Annotated in this window: 22 protein-coding genes and 1 pseudogene; 11 read left to right on the top strand and 12 right to left on the bottom strand. The window is 67.9% G+C overall.

Annotated features, from left to right (window positions below; genetic code table 11):
• Positions 1–116: 116 nt before the first annotated feature.
• The 4 genes from AB4Y94_RS05540 to AB4Y94_RS05525 are packed head-to-tail and all read right to left on the bottom strand — an operon-like array spanning position 117 to position 4,547.
• Positions 117–812 (bottom strand): GntR family transcriptional regulator, encoded by a 696-nt coding sequence (locus AB4Y94_RS05540; RefSeq protein ID WP_441725881.1) that lies wholly within the window; start codon positions 810–812, stop codon positions 117–119.
• Between the two features lie 32 nt (positions 813–844).
• Positions 845–1,792: a 3-carboxyethylcatechol 2,3-dioxygenase gene (locus tag AB4Y94_RS05535; RefSeq protein WP_441725878.1), complete on the bottom strand. Its 948-nt coding sequence runs from the start codon at positions 1,790–1,792 to the stop codon at positions 845–847.
• Between the two features lie 59 nt (positions 1,793–1,851).
• Positions 1,852–2,724, bottom strand: coding sequence for an alpha/beta fold hydrolase (locus AB4Y94_RS05530; protein WP_441725875.1), 873 nt, complete (start codon positions 2,722–2,724; stop codon positions 1,852–1,854).
• The gene (locus AB4Y94_RS05525; RefSeq protein ID WP_441725872.1) at positions 2,721–4,547 is read right to left on the bottom strand and encodes an FAD-dependent monooxygenase; all 1,827 of its coding nucleotides are present in this window, start codon (positions 4,545–4,547) and stop codon (positions 2,721–2,723) included. The genes AB4Y94_RS05530 and AB4Y94_RS05525 overlap by 4 nt, the downstream gene beginning before the upstream one ends.
• Positions 4,548–4,765: 218 nt before the next feature.
• On the opposite strand from AB4Y94_RS05525, the gene AB4Y94_RS05520 reads away from it, so the two are divergent.
• A complete protein-coding gene (locus AB4Y94_RS05520) occupies positions 4,766–5,548 on the top strand; it encodes a 2-keto-4-pentenoate hydratase (protein ID WP_441725869.1) in 783 nt (260 codons plus the stop codon).
• Positions 5,549–5,624: 76 nt separating this feature from the next.
• Entirely contained in the window at positions 5,625–6,974 is a 1,350-nt protein-coding gene (locus AB4Y94_RS05515) for an MFS transporter (RefSeq protein ID WP_441725866.1), read from the top strand.
• 92 nt (positions 6,975–7,066) lie between these two features.
• Here AB4Y94_RS05515 and AB4Y94_RS05510 read toward each other — a convergent pair whose 3' ends face one another.
• Positions 7,067–7,669 carry a PadR family transcriptional regulator gene (locus AB4Y94_RS05510; RefSeq protein WP_441725863.1) on the bottom strand — a complete coding sequence of 201 codons (603 nt, stop codon included), beginning with the start codon at positions 7,667–7,669 and terminating at the stop codon, positions 7,067–7,069.
• Complete coding sequence (locus AB4Y94_RS05505; protein WP_441725861.1) at positions 7,666–8,535, bottom strand: DUF4097 family beta strand repeat-containing protein; 870 nt, start codon at positions 8,533–8,535, stop codon at positions 7,666–7,668. The genes AB4Y94_RS05510 and AB4Y94_RS05505 overlap by 4 nt, the downstream gene beginning before the upstream one ends.
• Before the next feature lie 157 nt (positions 8,536–8,692).
• Between AB4Y94_RS05505 and AB4Y94_RS05500 the strand changes: the two genes are divergently transcribed.
• The 3 genes from AB4Y94_RS05500 to AB4Y94_RS05490 all read left to right on the top strand — a co-directional run bounded on the left by AB4Y94_RS05500 (position 8,693) and on the right by AB4Y94_RS05490 (position 11,122).
• Complete coding sequence (locus AB4Y94_RS05500) at positions 8,693–9,097, top strand: VOC family protein (RefSeq protein WP_441725858.1); 405 nt, start codon at positions 8,693–8,695, stop codon at positions 9,095–9,097.
• 9 nt (positions 9,098–9,106) lie between these two features.
• Complete coding sequence (locus AB4Y94_RS05495) at positions 9,107–10,291, top strand: M20/M25/M40 family metallo-hydrolase (RefSeq protein ID WP_441725854.1); 1,185 nt, start codon at positions 9,107–9,109, stop codon at positions 10,289–10,291.
• Between the two features lie 72 nt (positions 10,292–10,363).
• Complete coding sequence (locus AB4Y94_RS05490) at positions 10,364–11,122, top strand: MerR family transcriptional regulator (RefSeq protein ID WP_441725851.1); 759 nt, start codon at positions 10,364–10,366, stop codon at positions 11,120–11,122.
• Positions 11,123–11,206: 84 nt separating this feature from the next.
• Here the strand turns inward: AB4Y94_RS05490 and AB4Y94_RS05485 are convergent, their stop codons facing one another.
• Positions 11,207–12,589 carry a cryptochrome/photolyase family protein gene (locus tag AB4Y94_RS05485; protein ID WP_441725848.1) on the bottom strand — a complete coding sequence of 461 codons (1,383 nt, stop codon included), beginning with the start codon at positions 12,587–12,589 and terminating at the stop codon, positions 11,207–11,209.
• A gap of 4 nt (positions 12,590–12,593) precedes the next feature.
• A complete protein-coding gene (yczE, locus tag AB4Y94_RS05480) occupies positions 12,594–13,220 on the bottom strand; it encodes a membrane protein YczE (protein ID WP_441725845.1) in 627 nt (208 codons plus the stop codon).
• Between the two features lie 63 nt (positions 13,221–13,283).
• On the opposite strand from yczE, the gene yczR reads away from it, so the two are divergent.
• A complete protein-coding gene (gene yczR, locus AB4Y94_RS05475; RefSeq protein ID WP_441725842.1) occupies positions 13,284–14,750 on the top strand; it encodes a MocR-like transcription factor YczR in 1,467 nt (488 codons plus the stop codon).
• Positions 14,751–14,893: 143 nt separating this feature from the next.
• Positions 14,894–16,795 (top strand): FAD-binding monooxygenase, encoded by a 1,902-nt coding sequence (locus AB4Y94_RS05470; RefSeq protein ID WP_441725839.1) that lies wholly within the window; start codon positions 14,894–14,896, stop codon positions 16,793–16,795.
• A 12-nt stretch (positions 16,796–16,807) separates the two neighbouring features.
• Here the strand turns inward: AB4Y94_RS05470 and AB4Y94_RS05465 are convergent, their stop codons facing one another.
• Entirely contained in the window at positions 16,808–17,374 is a 567-nt protein-coding gene (locus tag AB4Y94_RS05465; protein WP_441725837.1) for a SixA phosphatase family protein, read from the bottom strand.
• A gap of 121 nt (positions 17,375–17,495) precedes the next feature.
• Here AB4Y94_RS05465 and AB4Y94_RS05460 point away from each other — a divergent pair, with 121 nt between their 5' ends.
• The 3 genes from AB4Y94_RS05460 to AB4Y94_RS05450 are packed head-to-tail and all read left to right on the top strand — an operon-like array spanning position 17,496 to position 21,719.
• Positions 17,496–17,849 (top strand): MmcQ/YjbR family DNA-binding protein, encoded by a 354-nt coding sequence (locus tag AB4Y94_RS05460; protein ID WP_441725835.1) that lies wholly within the window; start codon positions 17,496–17,498, stop codon positions 17,847–17,849.
• A 57-nt stretch (positions 17,850–17,906) separates the two neighbouring features.
• On the top strand, positions 17,907–21,227 hold the full coding sequence (locus AB4Y94_RS05455) for an efflux RND transporter permease subunit (protein WP_441725833.1): 3,321 nt from the start codon (positions 17,907–17,909) through the stop codon (positions 21,225–21,227).
• Positions 21,228–21,236: 9 nt separating this feature from the next.
• Positions 21,237–21,719 (top strand): NUDIX hydrolase, encoded by a 483-nt coding sequence (locus AB4Y94_RS05450; protein WP_441725831.1) that lies wholly within the window; start codon positions 21,237–21,239, stop codon positions 21,717–21,719.
• 9 nt (positions 21,720–21,728) lie between these two features.
• Here AB4Y94_RS05450 and AB4Y94_RS05445 read toward each other — a convergent pair whose 3' ends face one another.
• Positions 21,729–22,082, bottom strand: a complete 354-nt coding sequence (locus AB4Y94_RS05445; protein ID WP_441725828.1) for a hypothetical protein — start codon at positions 22,080–22,082, stop codon at positions 21,729–21,731.
• Positions 22,083–22,153: 71 nt separating this feature from the next.
• Between AB4Y94_RS05445 and AB4Y94_RS05440 the strand changes: the two genes are divergently transcribed.
• Positions 22,154–23,179 (top strand): arginase family protein, encoded by a 1,026-nt coding sequence (locus AB4Y94_RS05440; protein ID WP_441725826.1) that lies wholly within the window; start codon positions 22,154–22,156, stop codon positions 23,177–23,179.
• 26 nt (positions 23,180–23,205) lie between these two features.
• Here the strand turns inward: AB4Y94_RS05440 and AB4Y94_RS05435 are convergent, their stop codons facing one another.
• Both AB4Y94_RS05435 and AB4Y94_RS05430 read right to left on the bottom strand, forming a co-directional pair.
• Positions 23,206–24,336: a bifunctional 2-methylcitrate synthase/citrate synthase gene (locus AB4Y94_RS05435; RefSeq protein ID WP_441725823.1), complete on the bottom strand. Its 1,131-nt coding sequence runs from the start codon at positions 24,334–24,336 to the stop codon at positions 23,206–23,208.
• 21 nt (positions 24,337–24,357) lie between these two features.
• A pseudogene (locus tag AB4Y94_RS05430) lies at positions 24,358–24,508 on the bottom strand (methylisocitrate lyase); the annotation flags it as partial.

Genomic DNA, 24,508 nt, shown 5'->3' with positions numbered 1-24,508 from the left:
CCCACCCCCGCGTCCCCCGCATCCCTCACCCCCGCATCCGTCGCCGAACCCGCACTTGTTGGGTTTATGAGCGCGTCTTAGACCCAACAACTGCGGGTTCGGCGAGGGGAGAGGGGTCAGACGGAGGGGCGGGGTGCGCCGTCACGAACCAGGCGTGGGGTCGCCCTGATGTGCTCCTCCATGAGGTTCCGCGCCACACGGCCGTCGCCTTGGCGAATCGCGTCCAGGATGGCCTCGTGCTCCGCGTGGCGTTCGCCGGCGACATAGCTGAGTGGCAACTCCCGCCCGGTGGTGTTGATCAGCAGGTCGCTCAGGTCCCACATCCGCCTGCTGGCGTCGGTCATGATGCGCGAATTGACGATGCGGTGGACTTCCTCGTGGAAGGCGCGGTTCTCCAGTCGGTACTCGGACGACCGCGCCCGCGGGTCGGGTTCTGCGCTGATCCGCTCGATCCGGCGTGACGCGGCCTCGAGCACGATGAGATCGGCGTCGGTGCGCCGCTCTGCCGCCGCGCCGGCGATGGCGCCTTCGAAGGCGGCGAAGATCTCGAAGAAATCGTCGACCTCCTGCAGCGAATACCGCATGACGACACAGCCGACCTGCGGCAGGATCTCCACGAGCCCGTCGGCCGCGAGCAGGCGGAGCGCCTCCATCACGGGTTGCTTGCTGACCCCGAATTCGGTGCGGATCGCCTCGACAGACAGCTTGGCGCCCGCCGCGTACTCACCGTCGAGCAGCCGGGTCTTCACGGTCTCGTACACCTGACCGGAGAGGCGGCCGCGGTTGCGTTGAGGGTCGAGGATCACTGTCACTGCTCCAGTATGGAGGAGATGAAGTCCGCCAATCAGTCGAGGGTGGCGGCGGTGACGCCGAACCCGGCGATGTACTCCGGGATTGGCTTGTAGAAGGAGTACTGCACCGTGTACGGGCCGGCAGCTCCGAGGGCCGCGTACGCGGCGATCCAGGTGCGCACCTCGTGTGAGGAGTTTCCGGCGATCTCGCTCATCTCATCGGGCGTCCAGGCGTCGATCGGGCTCAGGTCGCCGGAGGCGAGGATGCGCATGAGTTCCTGGTCCCACTCCGGAGCGAGCGGCTTGACGACGTTGATCCCGGCGGCGAAGTCCTTCGCGGCGCTGATGACCCGCTGCTGCCGGGCGTCGCGCGCCTCCGGGGTGAGGTGACGGCCGCCGCCGAGCAGCGACGCCCGAACCTCGGGGGTCGCGGTGGCGATCTGCGGCACCGGCGGCTCGTGCGAGAGCCCGCCCGAGCCGATCAGCAGTACCTTCTGGTCGGGCAGTTCGGTGCTCGCGAAGCGGCCGATCGCCTCGCCGAGCTCGCGGATCCGCTTCAGCGGCGTGAACGGCGGCGCCACCGAATTGATGAAGATCGGCACGACGGGCTTCGCGGTGAAGTCGCCGTAGATGATCTCCATCGGCTGCACCGCGCCGTGGTCGACCTCCATCCGCAGCGACACCGTCATGTCGATGCCCTCCTGCATCAGGAACTCGGTCAGCGCCCGCGCGGTGTCGGTGGCCACGTTCAGCGGCCCGGCCTGGGTGCCGAAGTCCCCGACCCCGACCGCGTCATAGCCGATGCAGAACGGCGGCATGATGTCGTAGAAGAAGCCGTTGTAGTGGTCGGGGCCGATGTTGATGACCAGGTCGGGGTCGAAGTCCGTGACAAAGGCACGCACGGCGTCGAAGGCGGCGTCCACCCCCGCCTTCACGTCGGCGGGCGGGTTCACATACTCCAGCAGCGGGCTGTGCGACATGGTCACCAGGGCGAGCGTCATTGCTGTCTTCTCTTTCGTCGGTGTGGTTCGGTAGCGGATGCTGTCGGCGGCGGATGCGGTCAGCGACGGCCGAGCAGGAAGTCCAGGTGGATCTGGTCGAAGACGGCGGTCTGCTCGTACTGCGGCCAGTGCCCGGCGTTCTCGATCACGGCCAACGAGCCGTTCGGGATCAGTCCCGCGATCCGGCGTCCCTCGTCAACGGGACCGGAGGGGTCCTTCGTGGTCCAGATCACCAGCGCCTCGGCCTCGATCGCCCGGAGGTCGTCGTCGGAGAGCATGTTCCGCTTCCGGGTCGGGAGGTCCTGCAGGGCCATGTTCATCTGGCAGGCCATCGGCCAGTCCGGCTGCTGGAAGATCGCCTGCCGGGTCTTGATCAGGTCGTCCGTCACCATGGACGGGTCGGCCATCAACCACTCCAGGCGGGTCTTCACCCGCTCCCACGACGGGTCATTCGCCGCCTCGGTCGAGAGCGTGTAGAGCCGCTCCATCACAACCGGGTTCGCCATGGTGCCGCCCATGGTGTTCAGGGCGATCCGCTCGACCCGCTCCGGGTACAGCTGCGCCAGCTTCGCGGTCACCCAGCCGCCGAGCGACTCGCCGCTGAAGTACGCCTTCTGCACCCCGATCGCGTCCATGAATGTGAGGACCTGGTCGATGTAGTGCGTGATCTCCAGCGGATGCTCCGGCTTGGAGGAGTAGCCGTGGCCGATGAAGTCGATTGCCCAGGTCGAGAAGTGCTCGCCGTGCGAGCGCAGGTTGCGGGCGTAGGCCTCCGCGTGCCCGGTGATCCCATGCAGCATCAGCAGTGTCGGCTTCGAGGTGTCGCCGGTGTGCAGGTAGCGGGTGCGGTAGCCGGCGTGCTCGATGAATCCCTGGCTGAATGAAACCTGGGCCAGATCGGTCCAGACGCTGGTAAACGGACGCTCGCTCATGACAGTTCTCCTTCGTGGGTTGGGGTGAGGTCGCCGGTCAAAGCGCCGTCGAGTTCGGGGGTGATCGCGGTTCGGCCGAGGACCGCATCCAGCGCCGCGGCCAGCTGCTGCCTGGCCTCGTCGACGTCTCGCACCGCCTCGCTCTGGCGCCAGGCGATGTAGCCGTCCGGGCGTACGAGCAGCGCGCCGGCTTCGTGGATCTCCCGTTGCGCGTGCCACTCCCCGTAAGCATCGGCGTATCCCGGCCGGCCGATGACGACCGTGCGCAGGTAGTCCGCGTCGAGGGTGGCGGCGGCATCCGACCATGCGGTTCCGGCAAGCCCCGTGACCAGGCTGAACTGACCGTGCCCGATCACGTCAAGCGTGGACACCCGCCGACCGTGCTCGTTCACCAGCCAGGCGTGGGGGATCTTTGCTCCGGGACGTGTGGTGGCCTGCAGGTACAACTCCCGGTCCCGGTGCCAGTGTTCGTCGCCGGCCGCGGGGTCGCTCATCACCGCGGTTGACGAATAGCGCTGGTTGAGTTCCACTCCCTGGGCGTTGAATTCGGTGTTCTTGAGCTCGAGTCCGGCGTAGAGCGCCTCGCGGGCAGCTACCCCGTCCTCGGTCGGTGAGCTGATCTTGGCGAGCATCGCCGCCAATGGGTCGTCGGACTCGTCGATGGCGAGGGCCGCGCGCATGCCGGCATAGTCTTTCCGCGACTGGTTGGCGCGCGCCACGATCTGCCGCCCGACCGGTACCCGTTCCTCGGAGTACGAGTCGAGGAGCCGAGGCTCGGCATGCCCCTTGATCACGAATGCGAGTTTCCACGCGAGGTTGAACGCGTCCTGGATGCAAGTGTTGGATCCCAGCCCTGAGCTCGGCGGGTGCCGGTGGACAGCGTCTCCTTCGCAGAAAACGCGCCCACGGTGGTAGAGCTCCGCGTGCTGCTGGTTGACGTACCAGACCATCGTCCGTTCGATGTCGAACTCCACGTCGGGATCGCCGATCAGCGTCCGCACCTGGTTGCGCAGGTGTTCGTCGCTGAGGTCGGGGTCGCCCTTGGCGATGTCGAAGCCCCAGCCCATGATCCACTGGTCCCACGGGCGGATGGCTCGGAACGTGGCCATCCCGATCTCACCGAAACTGGCCGCCGGGTTCATGATCCAGTGCAGGATGCTCGGGCGGTGTGCGACGTGTCGGCTGAGGTCGGCGTTGAACAGCACGTACACGGTGCCGGCGCGCGCCATCTCACCCTGGAACGGCAGGGCGAGTTCTTCCGCGATCTGCGACTTGGCGCCGTCGGCTCCGACGAGGTAGCGGACGCGCTGCGTGTATTCCTGGCCGCTGATCTTGTTCAGCAGTCGGACGGTGACGCCGTGCTCGTCCTGCTCGTGGCCCAGGTATTCCGTATTGAACGAGACGTCCGCGCCGCGGGCGGCAGCGTTCTTGACGAGGATCGGTTCCATCACGGGCTGCGGGATGTCGAGCATCGGTGAGGGACTGCCGGTGAGGTAGTCCGTCTGTCGCGCGGGCCCGGTGCCCCAGGTGCGCAGCCGGGCGATCTCCTCGCCGACCAGGCTGGTGGTGAACATCGTGTCGCCCATCCACTCCCAGGGCGTCGCGGCTGCGCGGGCTTCGTCCTCGAGCCCGAGATCGCGCAGAACTTCCACCGCACGCTGGTTGGTGATGTGCGCTCGCGGTGAGTTGGCGAGCCAGTTCCACTTGGACACCATGTGCACCCGGACGCCGTAGGTGGCCAGGGCCAGTGCGGTGGTCGCGCCGGCCGGGCCGCTGCCAACGACCAGCACATCAGTGTCGAAGTGTTCCCGCGTGTTGCTCACTGCACTCTCTTCTTTGAGAAGGCCCGAGACGTGAGGTCCCGGGCGTCGTCGATGTCGTTGCGCCACTCGATCCGTGGTCTTGGCATACTAGCATGCTAGTTGCGCCGGGTCGGTGAGTGTGCGCTAGGCTGGCGCTTCTTACCCGCTAGCATGCTAACTCGGCACTCGAGTGGTGCCGCCGCAGCAGCACTGCGGTGAAACAAGCAAGGGAGCTCTGCATGGCCACCACGACCGATCCGCGGCGGACTGCCTACGAACGCCTGGCCGACGCGGCCGCAACCGGCGTGCCGGTCCCCCCGGTGCGGGACCTGCTGGGTGCCGACCTGGACGCCGCCTACGAGACCCAGGAGCTCGGCATCCGTTCGAGGGAAGGTGAGCACAACCCGCGCGCCGGCCGGAAGGTCGGGTTGACGGCGGCAGCCGTGCAGGCGCAGCTCGGTGTGGACCAGCCCGATTTCGGCGTGCTGTTGGCTGACATGCAGGTGCTCGAGAGCGAACAGGTGCCGCACGGGGCGTTGCTGCAGCCCCGCATTGAAGCAGAACTCGCGTTCGTGATGAGGACGGATGTCGATGCCACTGACCGGCAGTCTCTGATCGATGCCGTCGCCTACGTCACTCCGGCGCTCGAGATCGTGGACAGTCGGGTCGCGGGCTGGGACATCTCGATCGTCGACACGGTCGCCGACAACGCGTCGAGCGCGTTCTACGTTCTGGGCGCCGCGCAACTGCCGCTCGGTGAGTATTCCCCGGTCGCCGCGACGATGTCGATGACCGTGAACGGCGTGGAGCGTTCGACCGGGACCGGGCAGGACTGCCTGGGGGACCCGCTCAACGCCCTGGTCTGGGTGGCGGAGACCGCTGCCCGGCTGGGACGCCCGCTTCGCGCCGGCGAAGTGGTGCTCTCGGGCGCCCTCGGCCCGATGGTCCCCCTTGCCTCCGGCGATCATGTCGAAGCCTTCATCAGCGGCCTCGGCTCGGTCACCGCAACCGTCTCGTCGTAACCAACCCCCTGAGCAACCTCCTCGATCTGCGGCGCCGATGCCGCAGGCATCCGTTCAACCCCTAAGGAACCTAACCATGTCAACGTTGACGACGCGTCGGACCACCGACACCACCATCCCAGTGAAGAAGGCGGGGCCGCTGAAGGTCGCCCTTGCCAGCTTCATCGGCACCACGGTCGAGTACTACGACTTCTTCATCTACGGCACGGCCGCTGCCCTGGTCTTTCCGGCGATCTTCTTCCCCGAGGCGTCGCCGATCATGGGAACGCTGCTCGCCTTCGCCACCTTCGGCGTGGGCTTTTTGGCGCGCCCGCTCGGCGGGGTGATCTTCGGCCACTTCGGCGACCGCGTCGGCCGTAAGCGGATGCTCATGATCTCGCTCACCGGTATGGGGCTCGCGACGCTCGCGATGGGCCTGCTTCCCGGCTACGCCCAGATCGGCATCTGGGCCCCCATCCTGCTCACCGTGCTGCGCCTGTTCCAGGGCATCATGGTCGGTGGCGAATGGGGCGGCGCGACGCTGATGGCAGTGGAGCACGCTCCGCGGGGTAAGCGCGGGTTCTACGGCGCCTTCCCGCAGACCGGAGCTCCGGCCGGGACTTTCATCGCCACCGGCGCGTTCCTCCTCGTCGCCCAGCTTCCCGACGAACAGTTCCTCACCTGGGGCTGGCGCCTGCCGTTCATCGCGAGCGTTGTCCTGGTCGGGGTCGGGCTCTTCATCCGGATGTCGCTGGCCGAGAGCCCGGCGTTCGCGGCCGCCCGCGAGAAGAACGAACTGGTCAAGATGCCCGTTGTCATCGCCTTCAAGCGGCACTGGCGCGAGATCCTTCTGGTCGCCGGCACCTACCTCAGCCAGGGCGTGCTCGCGTACATCACCATGGCGTTCCTCGTGAACTACTCGGGGACGGTGGGCATCGAGCGCACCTCGGCCCTGCTCGGCGTGATGCTCTCCGCGGTCGTCGCCGTGGTGCTCTACCCGGTCTTCGGCGCGCTCTCGGACACCTTCGGGCGCAAGACCATGTACTTCGCCGGCGCGGTGGGCATGCTGGTTACCACGCCGATCGCGTTCATGCTGATCAACACGGGCAACCCGTGGAACTTCACGATCGCGGTGGTGCTGATCTTCGGGATCACGATGTCGGCATCCGCCGGGGTCACCGGCTCGCTGTTCGCGATGATCTTCACGCCAGAGGTCCGCTACACGGGCGCATCCGTCGGCTACACGATCTCGCAGATCGCCGGCCCCGCGTTCGCCCCGATGATCGCGACCGGACTCCTGGCGGCGACGGGGTCGAGTGACGCCGTGGTGGTCTACCTGGTGATCATCTGCCTGGTCTCGGTGGTCTCCGCCGCGCTCATCCCCGGCGGCTGGGGCCGAAAAGAAGCCGCGCACCGCAACAGCGCCGACAACCCCCTCGAGAACTAGCGCTCCCGTCGCCGAAACCGCACTTGTTGGGCTTATACGAACGTTTTAGCCCCAACAAGTGCGGTTTCGGCGTGGTGAGCGGATGGCCCGGGTCAGCGAGCGAGGGACGCCAGGATCCCCGCGCGCACGTCGGCCAGCTGCCGTTTCAGTTCGGACACCGTCTCGGCGGGCAGGGCCGCCCGGTAGGCGGTGGTGCGGAGGTCGGCGCGCATCTGCTGCCGGAACTCGTTCAGCACCATGTCCGCCTCGTGCAGTGCCTGGGTCGACTCGGTGTGCGCCGTGTTGGCCGCACCGCGGGAGTCGGACTTGGCATCCCGGGCGGCGGAGGCGAGGTCGGCCCTGAGGCCCTTCATCGCCGCGTTGACGCCGAGTCGCACTTCGTCGGCGAGTCGTCGCACCGAATCGGTGACCTCGCTCTCGACGGCGTCGAGGTCTCCCTCGCGCGAGGCCAACTCGGCGCGTCCGGCATCCGTTATCTCATAGACGGTCTTCCGGCCGTCGGCCGACTTGGTGACCAGGCCTTCCTCCTCCAGCTTGGCCAGCCGCGGGTAGATGGTGCCGGCGCTTGGACTGTAGGTTCCGCCGAACCGGTCACTGAGGGCCTGGATCAGCTCGTAGCCGTGCCGCGGCTGCTCGGCCAGCAGGCTGAGCAGGTAGAGCCGGAGGTTGCCGTGGGAGAAGACCGGGGGAGTCATGCCGACGCCTCGCTTCCGTCATCGGTTGCCGACGTGGACGACGTCGTGGACGAGTTCGCGGATGCCGCGCGGCGCACCACCGCGATGTGCCCGGACACCGAATTCGCCTGCAGCTCCAGCCAGGAGCCGTCGAGTTGCCCGTTGCTGCCCTCGTAGCCCTTCCCGAACGTGGTCCGGATCGTCTGGTCGTCGAGTTGGATGGTTCCGGTCACCGTGTTCAGCCGGTAACGGGCGGCTACGTCGGCGCCGAGCCGCACGGTGACGTTTCCGGTGACGGTGTTCGTCATGATGCGGTCGGGGATGCCCTCGATATCGAGGAAGACGTTGCCCGAGACCCCGTCGACGCTGAAGCGGCGCACCTCGCCGCTGACCGTGATGTCGCCAGAGACGGTGTGCGCGGTGATCTCGCCGGTGTGGTTCCGCACCGAGAGTTCGCCGTTGACGCCATTGAGCTCGAGGTTGCCGGTGAGGTTGTCGATCACGACGTCGCCGTTGACCGTGCTCACCTTCGCATCATTGGCCAGGCCCGAGATGAGCGCCTCGGCCGAGATCACACCGAACTTCATCGCAACATCCCTCGGGACCATGATGCTGATGTCGGCCTTGGCCGTCCCGCGGAACGACGAGAAGACGTCGATGAAGTTGTCCCAGCGCAGCTGGGGGTGATCGATCTCCAGGACGTCGCCGTCCATTGAGACCTTGAGGTCCTTGCCGCTGACGCTGTGCACCTCGACACGGGCGCCGGGCTCGTCATGGCCGATGACGTCGACGCGGCCGCCGATGAGCCCCACCTTGAGTGTGCGTACCAACTCGACGTCGATGATCTTGGTCTGCCCGGGGGCGACCAGCCATTTTTCCAGTGACATTGTTCTTTCCCTTTCCGCATGGCATCGGAACGGATGCCGATATCGCATGTCACGATATATCGCGTTGTTAAAGTTACGATATATCGCGTCTTCGGGAAATGCAATGGGGATGCCGGAAAATGGCGATAGCTGCGGCAAACGGGGCGAGAATTGTCGCATGATCGGACGCATGCACCATGTTGTGATCGACAGCCGCGACCCGCTGGCTCTCGCGCGTTTCTATTCGGGACTCCTCGGCCTGCCGGTGACCTATCAGGACGACACCTGGGTGGTGATTGCGGAGAACGACACCAGCTCGGGCATCGCGTTCCAGTTGGCGCCGGACCACCAGCCGCCGCAGTGGCCGGACCCCGACCATCCGCAGCAGTTTCACCTCGACATCATGGTCGACGACGTCGCTGAGGCCGGCGGCCGAGTCCTGGCGCTTGGAGCCACGCCGCTCCCGGGCCGATCGAAAACGTCGCGCGTCTACGCCGACCCGGCGGGGCACCCGTTCTGCCTGATTCCGCGGCCGGGATGGGCTCCGCCGATCGAAGCGGGGGCGGCGGGAGACGGACGCTAGATTCGAGCCATGCCAACAGAGCACCTCGACCCGGTCACGCTTCTGCGTGAACTCATCGGCATCGACTCGATCAATCCTGACCTGGTTGCCGGCGCCGCAGGCGAGGGCGCGATCGCCCGGTGGTGCGCGAGGTGGTTATCCGGCCACGGGTTCGACGTACACGTTCTCGAGGAGCGCCCGGGCCGTCCGTCCGTGGTCGGCGTCGCACGCGGAACCGGGGGAGGGCGATCCCTCATGCTCAACGGCCACCTCGACACCGTCGGCGTCGCCACCTGGACCGGCGGGAAGGGCGACGGGCGCGGTGGCGGGCCCGGTGCTCGACCGTTCGGCGGCGAGCAACGCGACGGCACGATCATCGGGCGCGGTGCGTTCGACATGAAGGGCGGGCTGGCGGCCATCCTGGTCGCCGCTGCGCGGGCCGGGGTAGACGGACTGCCGGGCGACGTGCTGGTCACCCTCGTCGCCGACGAGGAGTTCGGCAGCCTCGGCACCGAGGAGGTGCTCCGCCAGTTCAGCGCCGATGCGGCGATCGTCGCCGAGCCGAGCAGTCTCGACCTGATCCTTGCCCATCGCGGGTTCGCCTGGTTCGAGATCCAGCTCACCGGCCGCGCCGCCCACGGGTCGCAACCCGAGCTCGGCGTCGACGCAATCGCCCACGCCGGCCTGGTCCTGCACGCGCTCGACGGCCTGCGGGCGCGGCTGGACGCCGCACCGGCGCATCCGCTGCTCGGACATGGCAGCGTGCGCGTCGCTGTGATTTCCGGGGGAACGGATGCCGCCACCGTCGCCTCGTCGTGCACGCTGACGGTCGAGCGGCGAACGCTCCCCGGTGAGACTCCGGCGGAGACGGAAGCGGAACTGGCGACTGTGCTCGAGGGCCTCGCCGCCAGCATCCCGGCATTGGACTACCGGCTCACCCGGTTGGTCGCCCGCGGCGCGTTCGCTGCCGACCCCGACTGGCCGATCGTGCGTGCAGTGGCGGCCAACGCGACGCGAGTGCTGGGGCGGCCCGCCGCCTCACGGGGCGAACCGTTCTGGACCGATGCCGGGCTGATCCTGGACGCGGGCATCCCGTGTCTGCTCATCGGGGTCGATGGCGGCGGGGCGCACGCTGGCCTCGAGTGGACGACCGAGGCATCCGTTCTGCAGCTCACCGAAATTCTGCACGGCACCATTCGCGACTTCTGCGGCTGATATCGCCCCCTTGACATTGACGCGACGTCAACCCTTAGCGTGGTAGCTGCACGCAACCGTAGGGAGGCAGACGTGGACTGGTCAATCCAGGACATCGCGCGACTGGCCAACACGACCAGCCGCACACTCCGCCACTACGGCGACGTCGGCCTGCTCACGCCCAGCCGGATCGGCAGCAATGGCTACCGGTACTACGACGAGCGTGCGTTGGTACGCCTGCAGCGGATCCTGATGCTGCGAGAGCTCGGTCTCGGCCTCCCCGCGATCGGCGAGGTACTCGAGAAGGAGACGGACGAGGGGCGTGCGCTGCTCAGCCACCTCCACTGGCTGAAGCAGGAGCAGGAGCGACTGGGCCGGCAGGTCCGGTCGGTGGAGAACACGATTTTGGCGATGGAAGGAGGGGAACAACTGATGGCAGAAGACATGTTCAACGGCTTCGACCACACCCAGTACCAGGAGGAGGTTGAAGAGCGGTGGGGTAAGGATGCCTACGCGAGGAGCGATTCGTGGTGGCGGTCGATGTCCGCCGACGAGAAAAAGGCCTGGCAGCAAGGCCAGAAGCAACTCGGCGCCGCCTGGATGGACGCCGCCGCCCGCGGCATCGCGCCAGACAGCGACGAGGCGCAGGCCCTCGCCCAGCGGCACTTCGACTGGCTGCGCGCCATCCCGGGAACGCCGGGAGGCGGCGGTGCCGGGCCGACGAGGGAGTATTTCGTCGGCCTCGCCGAAATGTACGCAGCCGACGAGCGCTTCGCGGCCAACTACGGTGGAGAGGCGGGCGCAACCTTCGTGCGCGACGCGATGGCCGTCTACGCCGAGCGCAACCTCTGAGGCCGCGCCCCAAGCCGCGGATGAGGGGCCAACTTCTCCTAGTGCGGGTCGCGCCGCACTGGGATTAGTCGGCCCCTCACCGGCTCAAACGGCGGCGGGCGGGACGGACGGGGTGCGCTTGATGGTGTCGTAGGCGGCCAACGCGTCCCGGCGGGACTGGGCGAGGTCGACGATGGGAGGTGGGTACAGTGCGTCGTCGGACACCCACCGGTCGACGTACGCCCGGTCGGGATCGAACTTCTGCGCCTGCAGCAGCGGATTGAACACGCGAAAATAGGGCGCGGCATCCGCCCCGCTGCCCGCCACCCACTGCCAATTCGCGGCGTTGCTGGCCTCGTCGGCGTCGACCAGGCAGTCCCAGAACCAGCGCTCGCCGATCCGCCAGTTGAAGAGCAGGTTCTTCACCAGGAAGCTGGCCGTCACCAGGCGCACCCGGTTGTGCATGTAGCCGGTCCGCCACAGCTCACGCATGCCGGCGTCCACGAGCGGTATCCCGGTGCGCCCCTGCTGCCAGGCCTCCACCTCGGCAGGGTGGGCCTCCTTCCACGGGAATTCGTCGAATTCCGGGCGGAAGTTCCGCTCGGCCAGTTGCGGGAAATGGAACAGGATGTTCCAGTTGAACTCGCGCCACCCCAGTTCGCTCAAGAACTTCGCGGCGTTCGTGCCGGCACCCTGATTTCCGGTGTGGCGCACCCGGTGCCACACCTGGAACGGGCTGATCTCGCCGAATCGCAGGTGCGGGCTGAGGTGCGAGGTCGCCTCGCGTGCCGGTTCATCCCGCCGGTGGTACTCGGCAAGGACATCGGCGGCAAAGTGCTCCAATCGCGCGGATGCCGCAGCCTCGCCCGGTCGCCACTTGTGTCTGAGGCCCTCGCTCCAGTCCGGCCGGGTGGGGAGGAGGTGCCAGTCTTCGAGGGCGTCGCTCGCGCTCGCCGGGGCCGCGAGCGCGGTGAGGGCGGTGGGGGGCGGCAACGGGTCCCGCGGCCGTGGCCGTTCCAGGCACGCCCGCCAGAACGGCGTGAACACGCGGAACGGGCTTCCCGCTCCGGTGGTCACCGTCCAGGGCTCGAAGAGGAGGTTCGCCTGGAAGCTCGACACCTCCACACCCTCCGCGCGCAGTGCGACCTTGAGGTCGGCATCGATCTCGCGGGACGCCCCGTAGCGGCGGTTCCAGTACACGACCGCGGCATCGGTCTCGGTGACCAGGCGTGGAATCTCGACGGCGGCTGATCCGCGGCGCAACAGCAACCGGCCGCCGAGGTCCCCGATCGAGTGCGCGAGGGCGTTGAGGCTGTGGTGCAGCCACCAGCGGTTGGCGCCGCCCAGTAGCCGGATGCCTGGACTTTCCTCGTCGAGGACGTACACGACGACAACGGGAGCGCCACGGGCCACCGCTGCCGCCAGCGCCGGGTTGTCGGCGAGGCGCAGGTCGTCGCGCAGCCAGACGATGGACGGGCGCTTGGTCACTCCCTTACGGTACGGCGATTGGGTCGGTCTCGACAGGCCGGGCCACCGGGGCCTCGGTCCGCTTGATCGCGAACAACGGGATCGTCCAGCCGCAGAGCGGCCCGACCAGCACCGCGAAGAGCACGGTACCGACACCCACATTCCCGCCGAGCGCCCAGCCGACCGCGAGCACGATGACCTCGATGCCGGTGCGGACGATCCAGATCTTCCAGCCGGTGCGCTTGTGCAGGCCGGTCATCAGCCCGTCGCGCGGGCCCGGGCCGAAGTGGGCGCCGATGTAGAGGCCGGTCGCGACGGCCAGGACCAGCAGGCCGGCCGCGAACAGGATGATCCGGAGCCACAGGTCAAGGTCTTCCGGGATCAGTGACAACCCGACATCGGCCGACGGCCCCACCAGAAGCGCATTCAGCACCGTGCCCACGCCGAGCCTCTGCCGGATCGGGATCCAGAACAACAGCACCACGCCGCTCATCAGCACCGTGATCAGCCCGAAACCCAGGTGCGTGTGGTTGTCGATGCCCTGGGTCAAGACATCCCAGGGGGCCACGCCGATGGCAGCGCGCACGATCAACGCGATGCCGATCCCGTAGAGGAAGAGGCCAATGAGGAGTTGGAGGATGCGACGGGTCATAGAAACCAATCCAATTGCACGGGTGGCCTGTTATCAAGTAGCCAATCTGCCTAGAGTGGCTTCATGTCAGAGAGTAGCGTGAGCGCCCGCGCCCTGGAGAACCTGCTCGGCGACTGGCGAACGGGCGCCAGCGCCTACGCGGCGCTGGCCGACCGCATCCGCTTGCTCGCACTCGACGGGCGCATCCCGTCGGACAGCCGACTGCCGGCCGAACGGGACATCAGCGCACGCTTGGGCCTGAGCCGCACCACGGTCACCGCTGCCTACCGGCAGCTCCGGGACACCGGCTACCTGCGGAGCCTCCGGGGCTCGGGCAGCGTGGTGACGCTGCCCGGTGCGGCGCCCACGCTGGAGGCGGTGCCGCAGGCCGGGGTGCTCGATTTCAGTAAGGCCACCATGCCGGCGCTGCCGTGGCTGGCCGACGTCGCCACGCTTGCCGCCGCAGATCTGCCGCGGCACCTCGGCGGGTCGGGCTTCGACCCGATCGGAATCCCTGAACTCCGCACCGCCATCGCCGAACGATACGCCGCCCGCGGCCTGCCGACCGGTCCAGAGCAGATCATGGTCACCAGCGGAGCCCAACACGCTATCGCCTTGATCGCGCGGGTTCTCCTCGGCCGTGGAGACAGGGCCCTGGTCGAGATGCCCACCTACCCGCACGCGGCCACGGCGCTCCGCGCCGCGGGCGCCCGGCTGGTGCCGGTGAGCGTGTCCGCCACCGGCCCGGCCGAGGATCCGGAGACCCGCGGCTGGGATGAGACTGCCCTGATCCAGACCCTGCAGCGCAGCAACCCCACACTCGGCTACCTCATGCCGGACTTCCACAACCCCACCGGGCAGACCATGCCGGAGAACCAGCGCGAACGTGTGCTGGCGGCTGCCGCGCGCCAGGGTACCGTGCTCATCGCCGACGAGACCATCGGCGAACTGGACATCGACCGGCCGGGCACCTTCCTGCCGTTCGCCGCCTACGCCGCCCAGGCACCGGGGACTGGGGGAGCGATGGTGTCGATCGGATCGGTCGGCAAGACGGTGTGGGGCGGCCTTCGGATCGGCTGGATCCGTGCCGATCGTGGACTCATCCGCAAGCTGGTCGCGGCGCGCTCGGCCGGCGACCTCGGCACCCCGATCCTCGAGCAGTTGATCGTGACCCGCCTGCTCGCCGACATGCCCACGATCCTCGAGCACCGGCGGGAGCAGCTCCGGGCCGGGCGAAACCACCTCGAGGCGTCGATCGCTGCGCGCTTTCCGGACTGGCAGATACCGCACGTCGACGGCGGGATCACCGCATGGGTCAACCTTGGCGCACCGGTCAGTTCGCAGCTGGCGCTGGCGGCCCGTGCGCAGGGGGTGTTGATCCCGGCCGGCCCCCGGTTCGGCATCGACGGGGCATTCGAGCGTTTCGTGCGGCTGCCGTTCTCCTACTCGCCGGCCGAGATCGACCGGGCCGTCGACGCGCTGGAACAGGCGTGGGCGACGCTGCTGCGGCATCCGCTGCAGGACACCGGCTATCTCGCCGACGTCGTCTGACCCGGTCGGAGAAGCCGGGTCGGTTGTCGCCGGCGCACCGCCGCCGTATGATTCTCTGAGCGATATTAGAACGTGGAGTTCGAATATCGAACACGCCGCGTCGAGAATGCAGTCCGCTCCGCCACAACGAAGTGAGGAAAGCCGTGCAGTTCCACCACCACGGATACGTGTCCACCGATCCGCGCGTTCAAACGATAGCGGGGGTCGGCATCGATCGGCCCGACGAGCTTCCGGATAACGTGGACGTGCTCATCGTGGGAACGGGTCCCGCCGGAATGATCACCGCAGCCCAGCTCTCGCAGTTTCCGCGCATCACCACACGCATCATCGAGCGACGTGGCGAACGCCTCGCGATCGGGCAGGCTGACGGTATCCAGGCCCGCAGCGTCGAGACTTTCCAGGCGTTCGGCTTCGCGGAGCGCATCATCGCAGAGGCGTACCACATCACCGAGATGGCTTTCTGGAAGCCGGACCCCGCCGACCCGTCCCGCATCATCCGGACGGCGCGCGCCGTGGACGACGTGACCGGCATCAGCGAGTTCCCCCACCTCATCGTCAACCAGGCGCGGGTCCTGGACTACTTCGCCGAGGTGATGTTCAACTCCCCGACACGGATGAAGCCTGACTACGGGTGGGGCTTCCGCGGCCTCGAAGTCGCCAAGGAAGGCGAATACCCCGTCACCGTGAAACTCGTGCACACGACCGGTGAGCGGGAAGGAGAGGAGCGCACCATCCACGCGAAATACGTCGTCGGCGCTGACGGCGCCCGCAGCGGTGTGCGCGAGTCGATCGGATGCACGATGGCCGGCGACCAGGCCTTTCACGCCTGGGGTGTGATGGACGTGCTCGCCGTCACCGACTTCCCCGACATTCGCACCAAGTGCGCCATCCAGTCGGAATTCGGAAGCATCCTGCACATTCCTCGCGAGGGCGGCTACCTGTTCCGCATGTACGTGGACCTGGGCGAGGTGGCCGCAGACAACAGGGGGGCGATCAGGAACACCACGATCGAAGAGATCATCGCCAAGGCGAACGAGATCCTGCACCCGTACACGCTGGACGTGAAGAACGTCGCCTGGCACAGCGTGTACGAGGTCGCCCACCGCCTCACCGACAGGTTCGACGACGTGCGCCTGGACGAGATCGGTACCCGGTGGCCGCGGGTCTTCATCGCCGGCGACGCCTGCCACACACACAGTGCCAAGGCCGGTCAGGGCATGAACGTATCGATGCAGGACGGCTTCAACCTGGGCTGGAAGCTCGCCCACGTGCTCGACGGTCGCAGCCCCGAGAGCCTGCTCGGTACCTACTCGGCCGAACGGCAGGTCATCGCCAAAAACCTCATCGACTTCGACAAGCAGTGGTCGAGCCTGATGGCGGCCAAGCCGGAAGATCTCGACGACCCGTCCGAGCTGGAGGACTTCTACACCCGGACCGCCGAGTTCCCGGCCGGCTTCATGACGCAATACCCGCCGTCGATGCTGGTCGGAGAAGCGACCCACCAGGGCCTCGCGACCGGGTTCCCGGTCGGGAAGCGCTTCAAGTCCGCCCCGGTGGTTCGGGTCGCCGACGCCAACCGGGTGCACCTCGGGCACCATCACCGCGCGGACGGACGGTGGCGCGTGTACGCGTTCGCCGATGCGGCCGCTCCCGGCGAAACCTCGGCACTCAGCGAATGGGCGGAATGGCTCCAGGCCTCGCCCGAGTCACCGCTGGTCGTCCACACTCCGCCGGAGAGGGACATCGACAGCGTCTTCGATGTCAAGGTGGTCTACCAGCAGCCGCACACCGCCGTCGACATCGGTCGTGTCCCCGGGGCGTTTCTGCCCAGGACCGGCCCCTATGGGCTGATCGACTACGAAAAGCTGTACGCCGCGCACCCCGGGCAGGACATCTTCGAACTTCGAGGAATCGACCGCGGTGGCGCTGTCGTGGTGGTTCGACCCGACCAGTACGTGGCGAACGTGCTTTCGTTGTCGGCGACCGCGGAACTGGCCGCCTTCTTCCGGCCGATCCTGTTCGCCAGCACCGTCCCTGCGGTGTGACGGTCGGGTCTGCTACCTGGCTGACGTCGCCTGACCGCTTGACGGATCTCCGGCGTCGGCGCCTGGCGGGCGGCCGGACGTGCGCAGTACGGCCTCGGTATCCGCAGCGGATGCCCACGGTCCGGACCACCCGATCACCGCGATGGCGGAGGTGGGCAACGTCAGGCGATCGCCGGTGAGCTGGGCGACGAGCTCTTCCATGCCCGGGTTGTGGCCGACCAGCACCACGGTGACGGCATCGTCCGGCAGTGCGCGCACCACGTCGAGTAGTTCGTCGGCGGATGCCGCGTAGACGCGGTCCTCGATGTGCACCGGTGGCCGGGAGCCCGAGGCAGCGGGACCGAGCTCGGTCGCGGCGAGCTGCCAGGTCTCGCGGGCCCGAACCGCGGGCGAGATGACCGCGAGATCAATGTGCTCGCTCCAGCCGGCCAGCCATCGGCCGGCGATCGGTGCCTGCCGCAGGCCACGATCCGACAGTGGCCGGTCGGCGTCCGCTTCGCCGCCGGACCAGTCCGACTTCGCGTGCCGGAGCAGAATCAGGGTGCGTTCGGTGTCAGTCTCGGACTGCGTTTCGCTCATCTCGGCCCCTCCTGCCTGCGGATGCTCGGGACTCTATGCCGAAGGTCCGACTCCGGTCAAGGATTCTCGTGCGGCGCCTGGTCGAGTAGCGTGAACGGATGCGCACGCCGGAGCCCACAGGATGACACCCGACCAGCTCACCGGCTTCTACCTCGATCTCAACGGGGCCGAGGAGACCTACCCGTTCGGGCCTCAGAACCGGGTGTTCAAAGTGGCCGGCAGGGTCTTTGCGATCGAAAGCGCCGACCTGGAGCATCCGTCCGTCACGCTGAAGGCACTCCCCGAGAATGTGCCTCGGCTCATTCGCAGCGTCGACGGAATCGGACCGGGCTACCACATGAACAAGAAGCACTGGGTGACGGTGCGGTTGGACGGCACCGTGCCAGACGACCATGTGCGGGAACTCATCGCCGAGTCGCACGCGATCGTCGTCGAGTCCCTTCCGCGGCAGGTGCGGCTCGGCCTGCAAGGCTGACGAAACAACGGAAAACTCCGCGGCGTAGTGCACACGGCGCAGTGGGATACTGTGCGAGTGCATTTTCTCGCGGTCCTGAGTATGAAGAACCGGGCGCTCATCGCGCTCATCACCATCGTCGCGGCGGTATTCGGCAGCCTCGCTCTGACCAGCCTCAAGCAGGAGCTGATCCCCTCCCTGCAGCTGCCGACGCTGCTCATCTCGTCGAGCTACCCTGGGGCCTCGCCCGAAGTTGTCAACGACGACGTGTCAACGCCGATCGAGACCGCGATCCAGGGTATCCAGGGGCTGGAGTCGACCTCCACCACCAGCAGCACCAACTCCTCCCTGGTCAACGCGACCTTCACCTACGGAACCGACCTGACCAAGGCCGAATCCAAGATCACCCAGGCCATCAACCGGATCAAGACGCAGCTGCCAGACGGACTGGACCCGCAGGTGATCAGCGGCAGCATCGAGGACTTCCCGGTGCTCTCGCTCGCGGTCTCGACCGGCTCCGCCGACACCACCACGCTCGCCGACGAGCTTAAGCGCAGCGTGCTCGGCGATATCCGCGATGTCGCCGGGGTGCGCGACGCGGCCCTGGTCGGCGACGTGGGCCAGCGCGTCACCATCACCCCGGACACGGCGGCGCTCGCCGCACGCGGACTCAGCCCCCAGGACATCCGCTCGGCCCTGCAGCAGAACGGTTCGCTGATCCCGGCCGGATCGCTCACCGAGGGCGACTCCACGCTCTCGGTGCAGACCGGTTCGAAGCTCGGCTCGGTGGAGGACATCGCCGCGCTGCCGCTGGTTTCCTCGCAGCCCGCCGGTACGGCGACGGGTGCCGCATCCGGTGCTGCAGCGGGTGCAGCGGATGCCGCCGGCGGGGCTGCGACCGCATCGCAGGTACCAGCAGCCCCCGTTGCTGCGACCATCGGCGAGGTCGCCACCGTGGCGCTCGCCGCCAACCCGTCCACCAGCGTCTCTCGGGTCAACGGGAAGCCGGCGCTGACCATCTCGGTCACCAAGGTGCCGGCGGCGAACACGGTGGACGTGTCCAAGCACGTGCGCGCCATCATCCCGACCCTCCAGAAGGCCGTTGACGGCTCGACCTTCACCGTCGTCTTCGACCAGGCGCCGTTCATCCAGCAGTCCATCGACTCCCTCACCCAGGAGGGCATCCTCGGCCTGATCTTCGCGGTGCTGGTGATTCTGGTCTTCCTGCTGTCGGTGCGGGCAACGCTGGTCACGGCGATCTCGATTCCGACGTCGGTGCTGATCACCTTCATCGGGTTGCAGAGCGTCGGCTACTCGCTCAACATCCTCACCCTCGGGGCGCTCACGATCGCCATCGGGCGGGTCGTCGACGACTCGATCGTCGTGATCGAGAACATCAAACGCCACCTGATGTTCGGCCGCGACCGCGCAGAGACCATCGTCGGAGCGGTGCGGGAGGTGGCCGGTGCGATCACGGCGTCGACCATCACGACGGTCACGGTGTTCCTGCCGATCTCGTTCGTCGGCGGATCCACCGGTGAGTTGTTCCGCCCGTTCGCGCTGACCGTGACGATCGCCCTGCTCGCGTCGCTGCTGGTGGCGCTGACCATCGTGCCGGTGCTGGCCTACTGGTTCCTGCGCACGCCGGCGGTTGCCGGGCCTGCGGTGGGCGAGCCGTCCGTGGTCGAGCCTGTCGAGACCACGCGCGCCGGGGTCTCGACCACCGCGACAACCGCGACAACCGCGACCACCGCGACCACCGCTCGCCCGCACAGCCACCGCGCGGCATCCGTCGCCGACGACGATGCCCGCACCAGCGACGACCTCGAACACCCCAGCCGGCTGCAGAAAGGTTACCTGCCGGTCATCAGCTGGACGCTCAAGCACGCCGTCGCGACCATGATGCTCGCCGTGCTGGTGCTGGCCGGCACCGTCGCCCTGGTACCGCTGATGAAGGTCAACTTCCTCGGCTCCACCGGCCAGACCACCTTCCGAGTGATCCAGACCCTTCCCGTGGGCACCAGCCTGGCCGCGCAGGACGCGGCGTCGGCATCCGTTGAGAAAGAACTACGGAACACCGACGGGGTCAAGATCGTCCAGCTCTCGGTCGGAGGCAGCTCGCTGGCCGCCGCGTTCACCGGCGGTGCCCCGTCGTCCAGTGCGATCACCTACTCGATCACCACCGACGACTCGGCCAATCCCGACCAGGTGCAAGACGTCGTGCGCAAGAAACTCACCGCCATGAAGAACGCCGGCACCATCTCGGTCGCCGCCGCCGGCGGATTCAGCTCGTCCGACATCGAAGTGAACATCACCGCCGCGACCGATGCCGACCTGCAGAAAGCCGCGGACGCCATCCTGGCCAAGGTGCAGAAGCTCGGCGCGATCAAGGAGAGCACGAGCAATCTCGCCGCGTCCCGCCCGTTCATCGCGGTCACTGTGGACCGTTCCGCGGCGGCCTCGGCCGGCCTCAGCGAGCTCGCCCTCGGGACGCTCGTGTCCCAGGCGATGCAGCCCAGCACGATCGGCTCGGTCGTGATCAACCAGACCAGCCTGTCGGTGTACCTCCAGTCCGCCGCGCCGCCCACCACGACGGCCGAACTGTCGGCCCTGCCGATTCCGACCAGGCGGGGGCCCGTGCCGCTCAGCAGCCTGGCCACCGTGGAACAGACCGACGGCCCGTCCACCATCACCACCACGAAGGGCCTCCGCACGGCAACCGTCTCGGCGACGCCGAACATCAACGACCTCGGCACCGCGAACGCCCAGATCAGCACGGTACTGGCCGACACGTCCATCCCGTCAAGCGCCAGCGCCACGGTCGGCGGGGTCTCTGCTGACCAGACAGAGGCGTTCCAGCAGCTCGGGATCGCCATGTTGGTGGCTATCCTGATCGTCTACATCGTGATGGTCGCCACCTTCCGGTCGCTGCTGCAGCCGTTGCTGCTGCTGGTGTCGATTCCCTTCGCCGCCACCGGAGCGATCGCGCTGCAGGTGGTCAGCGGAATCCCCCTCGGTGTGGCGTCGCTGATCGGCGTGCTGATGCTGATCGGCATCGTGGTGACCAACGCGATCGTGTTGGTGGACCTTGTGAACCAGTACCGGAGACGCGGACTGGCGGTCGGCGACGCGCTCCTGCACGGGGCGAGCCGGCGCCTCCGGCCGATCCTGATGACCGCGCTGGCCACGATCTTCGCGCTGCTGCCGATGGCCGTCGGCCTCACCGGCCACGGCGGGTTCATCTCCCAGCCGCTGGCGCTGGTGGTCATCGGCGGCCTGGTGTCGTCCACCTTCCTGACCCTCGTGGTGCTGCCGGTGCTGTACTACCTGGTCGAGGGCGGGCGAGAGCGGCGGGCCATCCTGCGCGGGGAACGCCGTGCCGCCCGCGCACATCGGTAGGGCCGGCGCGTGGCTACCCCCGACTTCGTGCTCGACCTCCGGGAGAAGATCGGCACCGCGCCGCTGTGGCTGGCCGGTGTCACCGCGGTCGTGCTGCGCGGCGAAGAGCTGCTCCTGGTGCGCCGCGCCGACAACGGCGCGTGGACCCCGGTCACCGGCATCATCGATCCCGGTGAGCAACCGGCGGATGCGGCGGCGCGCGAAGTGCTCGAGGAGGCCGGCATCGTCGCCCGCGTCGAGCGGCTGGCGTGGGTGCATTCCCAGCCGCCGATGACCTACGCCAACGGCGACCAGGCGCAGTACCTCGACCTCACCTTCCGCTGCAGCTGGGTGAGCGGCGATCCATACCCCGCCGACGGTGAGAACACGGATGCCGCCTGGTTCCGGTTGGGAGATCTGCCGGTGTTGCCGGGGAACGTCGCCCAGCGCATCCGCCTGGCGTTGTCGACAGACGGGCCGGCGCAGTTCGAGCAGGCACCTGCCCGGCCTTAGCCCAGGGCTTTAGGCTGCCGGGCCCGCACCGAGCGCCAGCGCCAGCCGCTGCAGGGCCACCGGGGCCAACTCGGCCAGCCCGGTGTCTTCGAGCTCGCTGTTGTCGTCGACCAGCACGGCGACCCAGTCCTTGAACGGCTTGTGCATTCCCGATGGGTCCCACAGCTCCGCGCCCGGCTGGGCCAGCGCCTCGGCGTGCTCGCGCGTTCCCGCGCCGAGCTTCAGCGCGATCCGGTCTCCCTGCAGGCAGGCGAACGCCTTCTTCTGCAGGGTGAGCGCCCGGGCGCCGAACATCTTCCCGCCCACCGCGCCGGCGTTGCTCAACTCACTCAGCAGGTCGTCGAAGACGGTCTCAGCACTCATGCTGCGATGGTAGCCGAGGCGTGCGCATACCGGAGCAGAGGTGTCGTCCGGTATGCGGGACAATGCCGACGATGGGTGCCGATGATCCGGCGGATGAGGTTGCTAGGGTCGGTCTCGTGACCGACGCGACGCTGCCGAACGACCCCCTTTGGCCCCGGGCCGGCGGGTGGCCGTCAGCCTCGTCCCTTCGGGTCGACGCGCCAATCGACCTGGCCCTGATGGGTGTCCCGACCTGGCGCACGTCCCTGTCGGCGACCGATGCCGGAAAGACGCCGGCGGCGATCCGCGCCGCGCTCCGCCGGTATAGCACGGCATTGATGCCCGACCGCGGCCGCACGCGCCGTGGCGGCAGCGACGGCTTGGGCCCGGCCAGCCGACCGCGTGCACTCGACGACCTCATCGTCGCGGACTTCGGTGACGTTGCCGAACCCGACGGGCCCACGGGGGAGGCGCTCGCCATCGCCGACGTCGCAGCGGCCGCAGCACGTTCCCGGGTCGTTGTGGCGCTGGGCGGCGACAACGCGCTGACCGTTCCGGTGGCGCTCGGCGCCTGGGGCATGAATGCGGCTACCGCCGGGCTGATCACCCTCGACGCCCATTACGACCTCCGCGACGGCGTCTCGAACGGTTCGCCGGTGCGGCGGCTGGTGCAGGAGTTCGGACTAGACGGGAGCCGTATCGTGCAGATCGGCATCGCCGACTTCGCCAACTCCGTTGAATATGCCCGGCGGGCGATGGACTTCGGCATTACCGTCGTGCACCGCGACGAGCTGCACCGGCGGCCGATGGCGGACGTGTTCGCCGAGGCGCTCGAGATCGCCGGAGCCGGCGGCGGGCCGATTCACGTGGACCTGGACGTCGACGTCTGCGACCGGTCGGTGGCTCCCGGCTGCCCCGCGTCAGTGCCGGGCGGGATCTCCGCCTACGAGCTGCGCCAGGCCGCCCGGGCGGCCGGGACCGACCCGCGCGTCGCATCCATCGACCTCGCCGAGGTGGACGTCAGCGCCGACGCCCCCGACGGTCGCACCGTGCGCCTGGCCGCGCTGTGCGTGCTCGAGGTGGCAGCCGGGCTGCTCGATCGACCGGACGCACCCTGATCCTCACCTGCGATCCGCGCAACGCCTCACGCGAGCGCGAAAGCGCCCACGTGCCGTTCCTCGGGCCCGTTGTAGGCGCTGAGTGGGCGGATGAGCGCGTTGGACTCGAGTTGCTCCATGATGTGCGCGGTCCAGCCAGTGATCCGGCTGGCGATGAACAACGGCGTGAAGATCTCGGTGTCGAAACCGATCAGGTGGTACGCCGGGCCCGACGGGTAGTCGAGGTTCGGCAGGATGCGCTTCCGCTCTGTCATGGCCGCCTCGAGGGTGTCGTAGAGCGCGAGCAGGTCCGGCCGATTGTAGTACTCGATCAGGGTGTCGAGGGCCGCCTTCATGGTCGGAACCCGCGAGTCGCCGTCCTTGTACACGCGGTGGCCGAAGCCCATGATCTTCCGCTTCTCGGCGAGGGCTTCTTCGAGCCAGTCCTCAGCCCGCTCGGCGTCGCCGATCTCGTCGAAGATGTGCATGACGGCCTCGTTCGCGCCGCCGTGGAGGGGGCCCTTGAGCGCTCCGATGGCGCCGGTGACAGCCGAGTAGAGGTCGGAGAGCGTCGAGGTGATCACGCGCGCGGTGAACGTCGACGCGTTGAAGGAATGCTCGGCGTAGAGCACCATCGACACCCGGAAGGCGTCGACCACCACGGCCTCCGGCACCTCGCCGAAGGTCATGTAGAGGAAGTTCTCCGAGTAGTCGAGGTCGTCTCGTGGTTCGATCACGTCCTGGCCGCGGCGGCGGCGCTGGTCGTATGCGACGATCGACGGAAGCTGGGCGAGGAGGCGCAGGGATTTGGCGAGGTTCGATTCCCGGCTGCTGTCCTCGGCCGCCGGGTCGCTGGCGCCGATGAGGCTGACGGCCGTGCGCACGACGTCCATCGGATGCGCGGTCGTCGGGGTCAGGTCGATCACGGTCTTCACGGCCGGCGAAAGCCCCCGTTGCGTCCGTTCGGCACTCTGGAACGCGGTCAGCTCCGCTGTGCTCGGCAGCTCGCCGTGCCAGAGCAGGTAGGCAACCTCCTCAAAGGAGCAGTTCGCAGCGAGCTCCTGCACCGGGTAGCCGCGGTACAGCAGCGAGTTGGTCTCCGGGTTGACCTTCGAGACGGCGGTGTAGTCGACGACGACCCCCGCAAGGCCCTTGCGAATTTCAGGTGTGCTGGTCATGGCTGAATCCTTTCGAGCGGGTCAACGCTGGATGTGGAAGTTGAAGACGTTGGTGTCGAAGTGGTTGTAGGACTCGTAGTCGAGCAGTTCGTAGAGGTCGGCTCGGTGCTGCATGTCACCGAGGGCGGGTTCGAGGGTGCCGTGTTCGGTGAGGGTGTCCAGGCCCCGGACG

The sequence above is a fragment of the Glaciibacter sp. 2TAF33 genome (assembly GCF_052114945.1).
Taxonomy (GTDB): domain Bacteria; phylum Actinomycetota; class Actinomycetes; order Actinomycetales; family Microbacteriaceae; genus Cryobacterium.
This window is presented reverse-complemented; position numbering and strand designations above follow the sequence as displayed.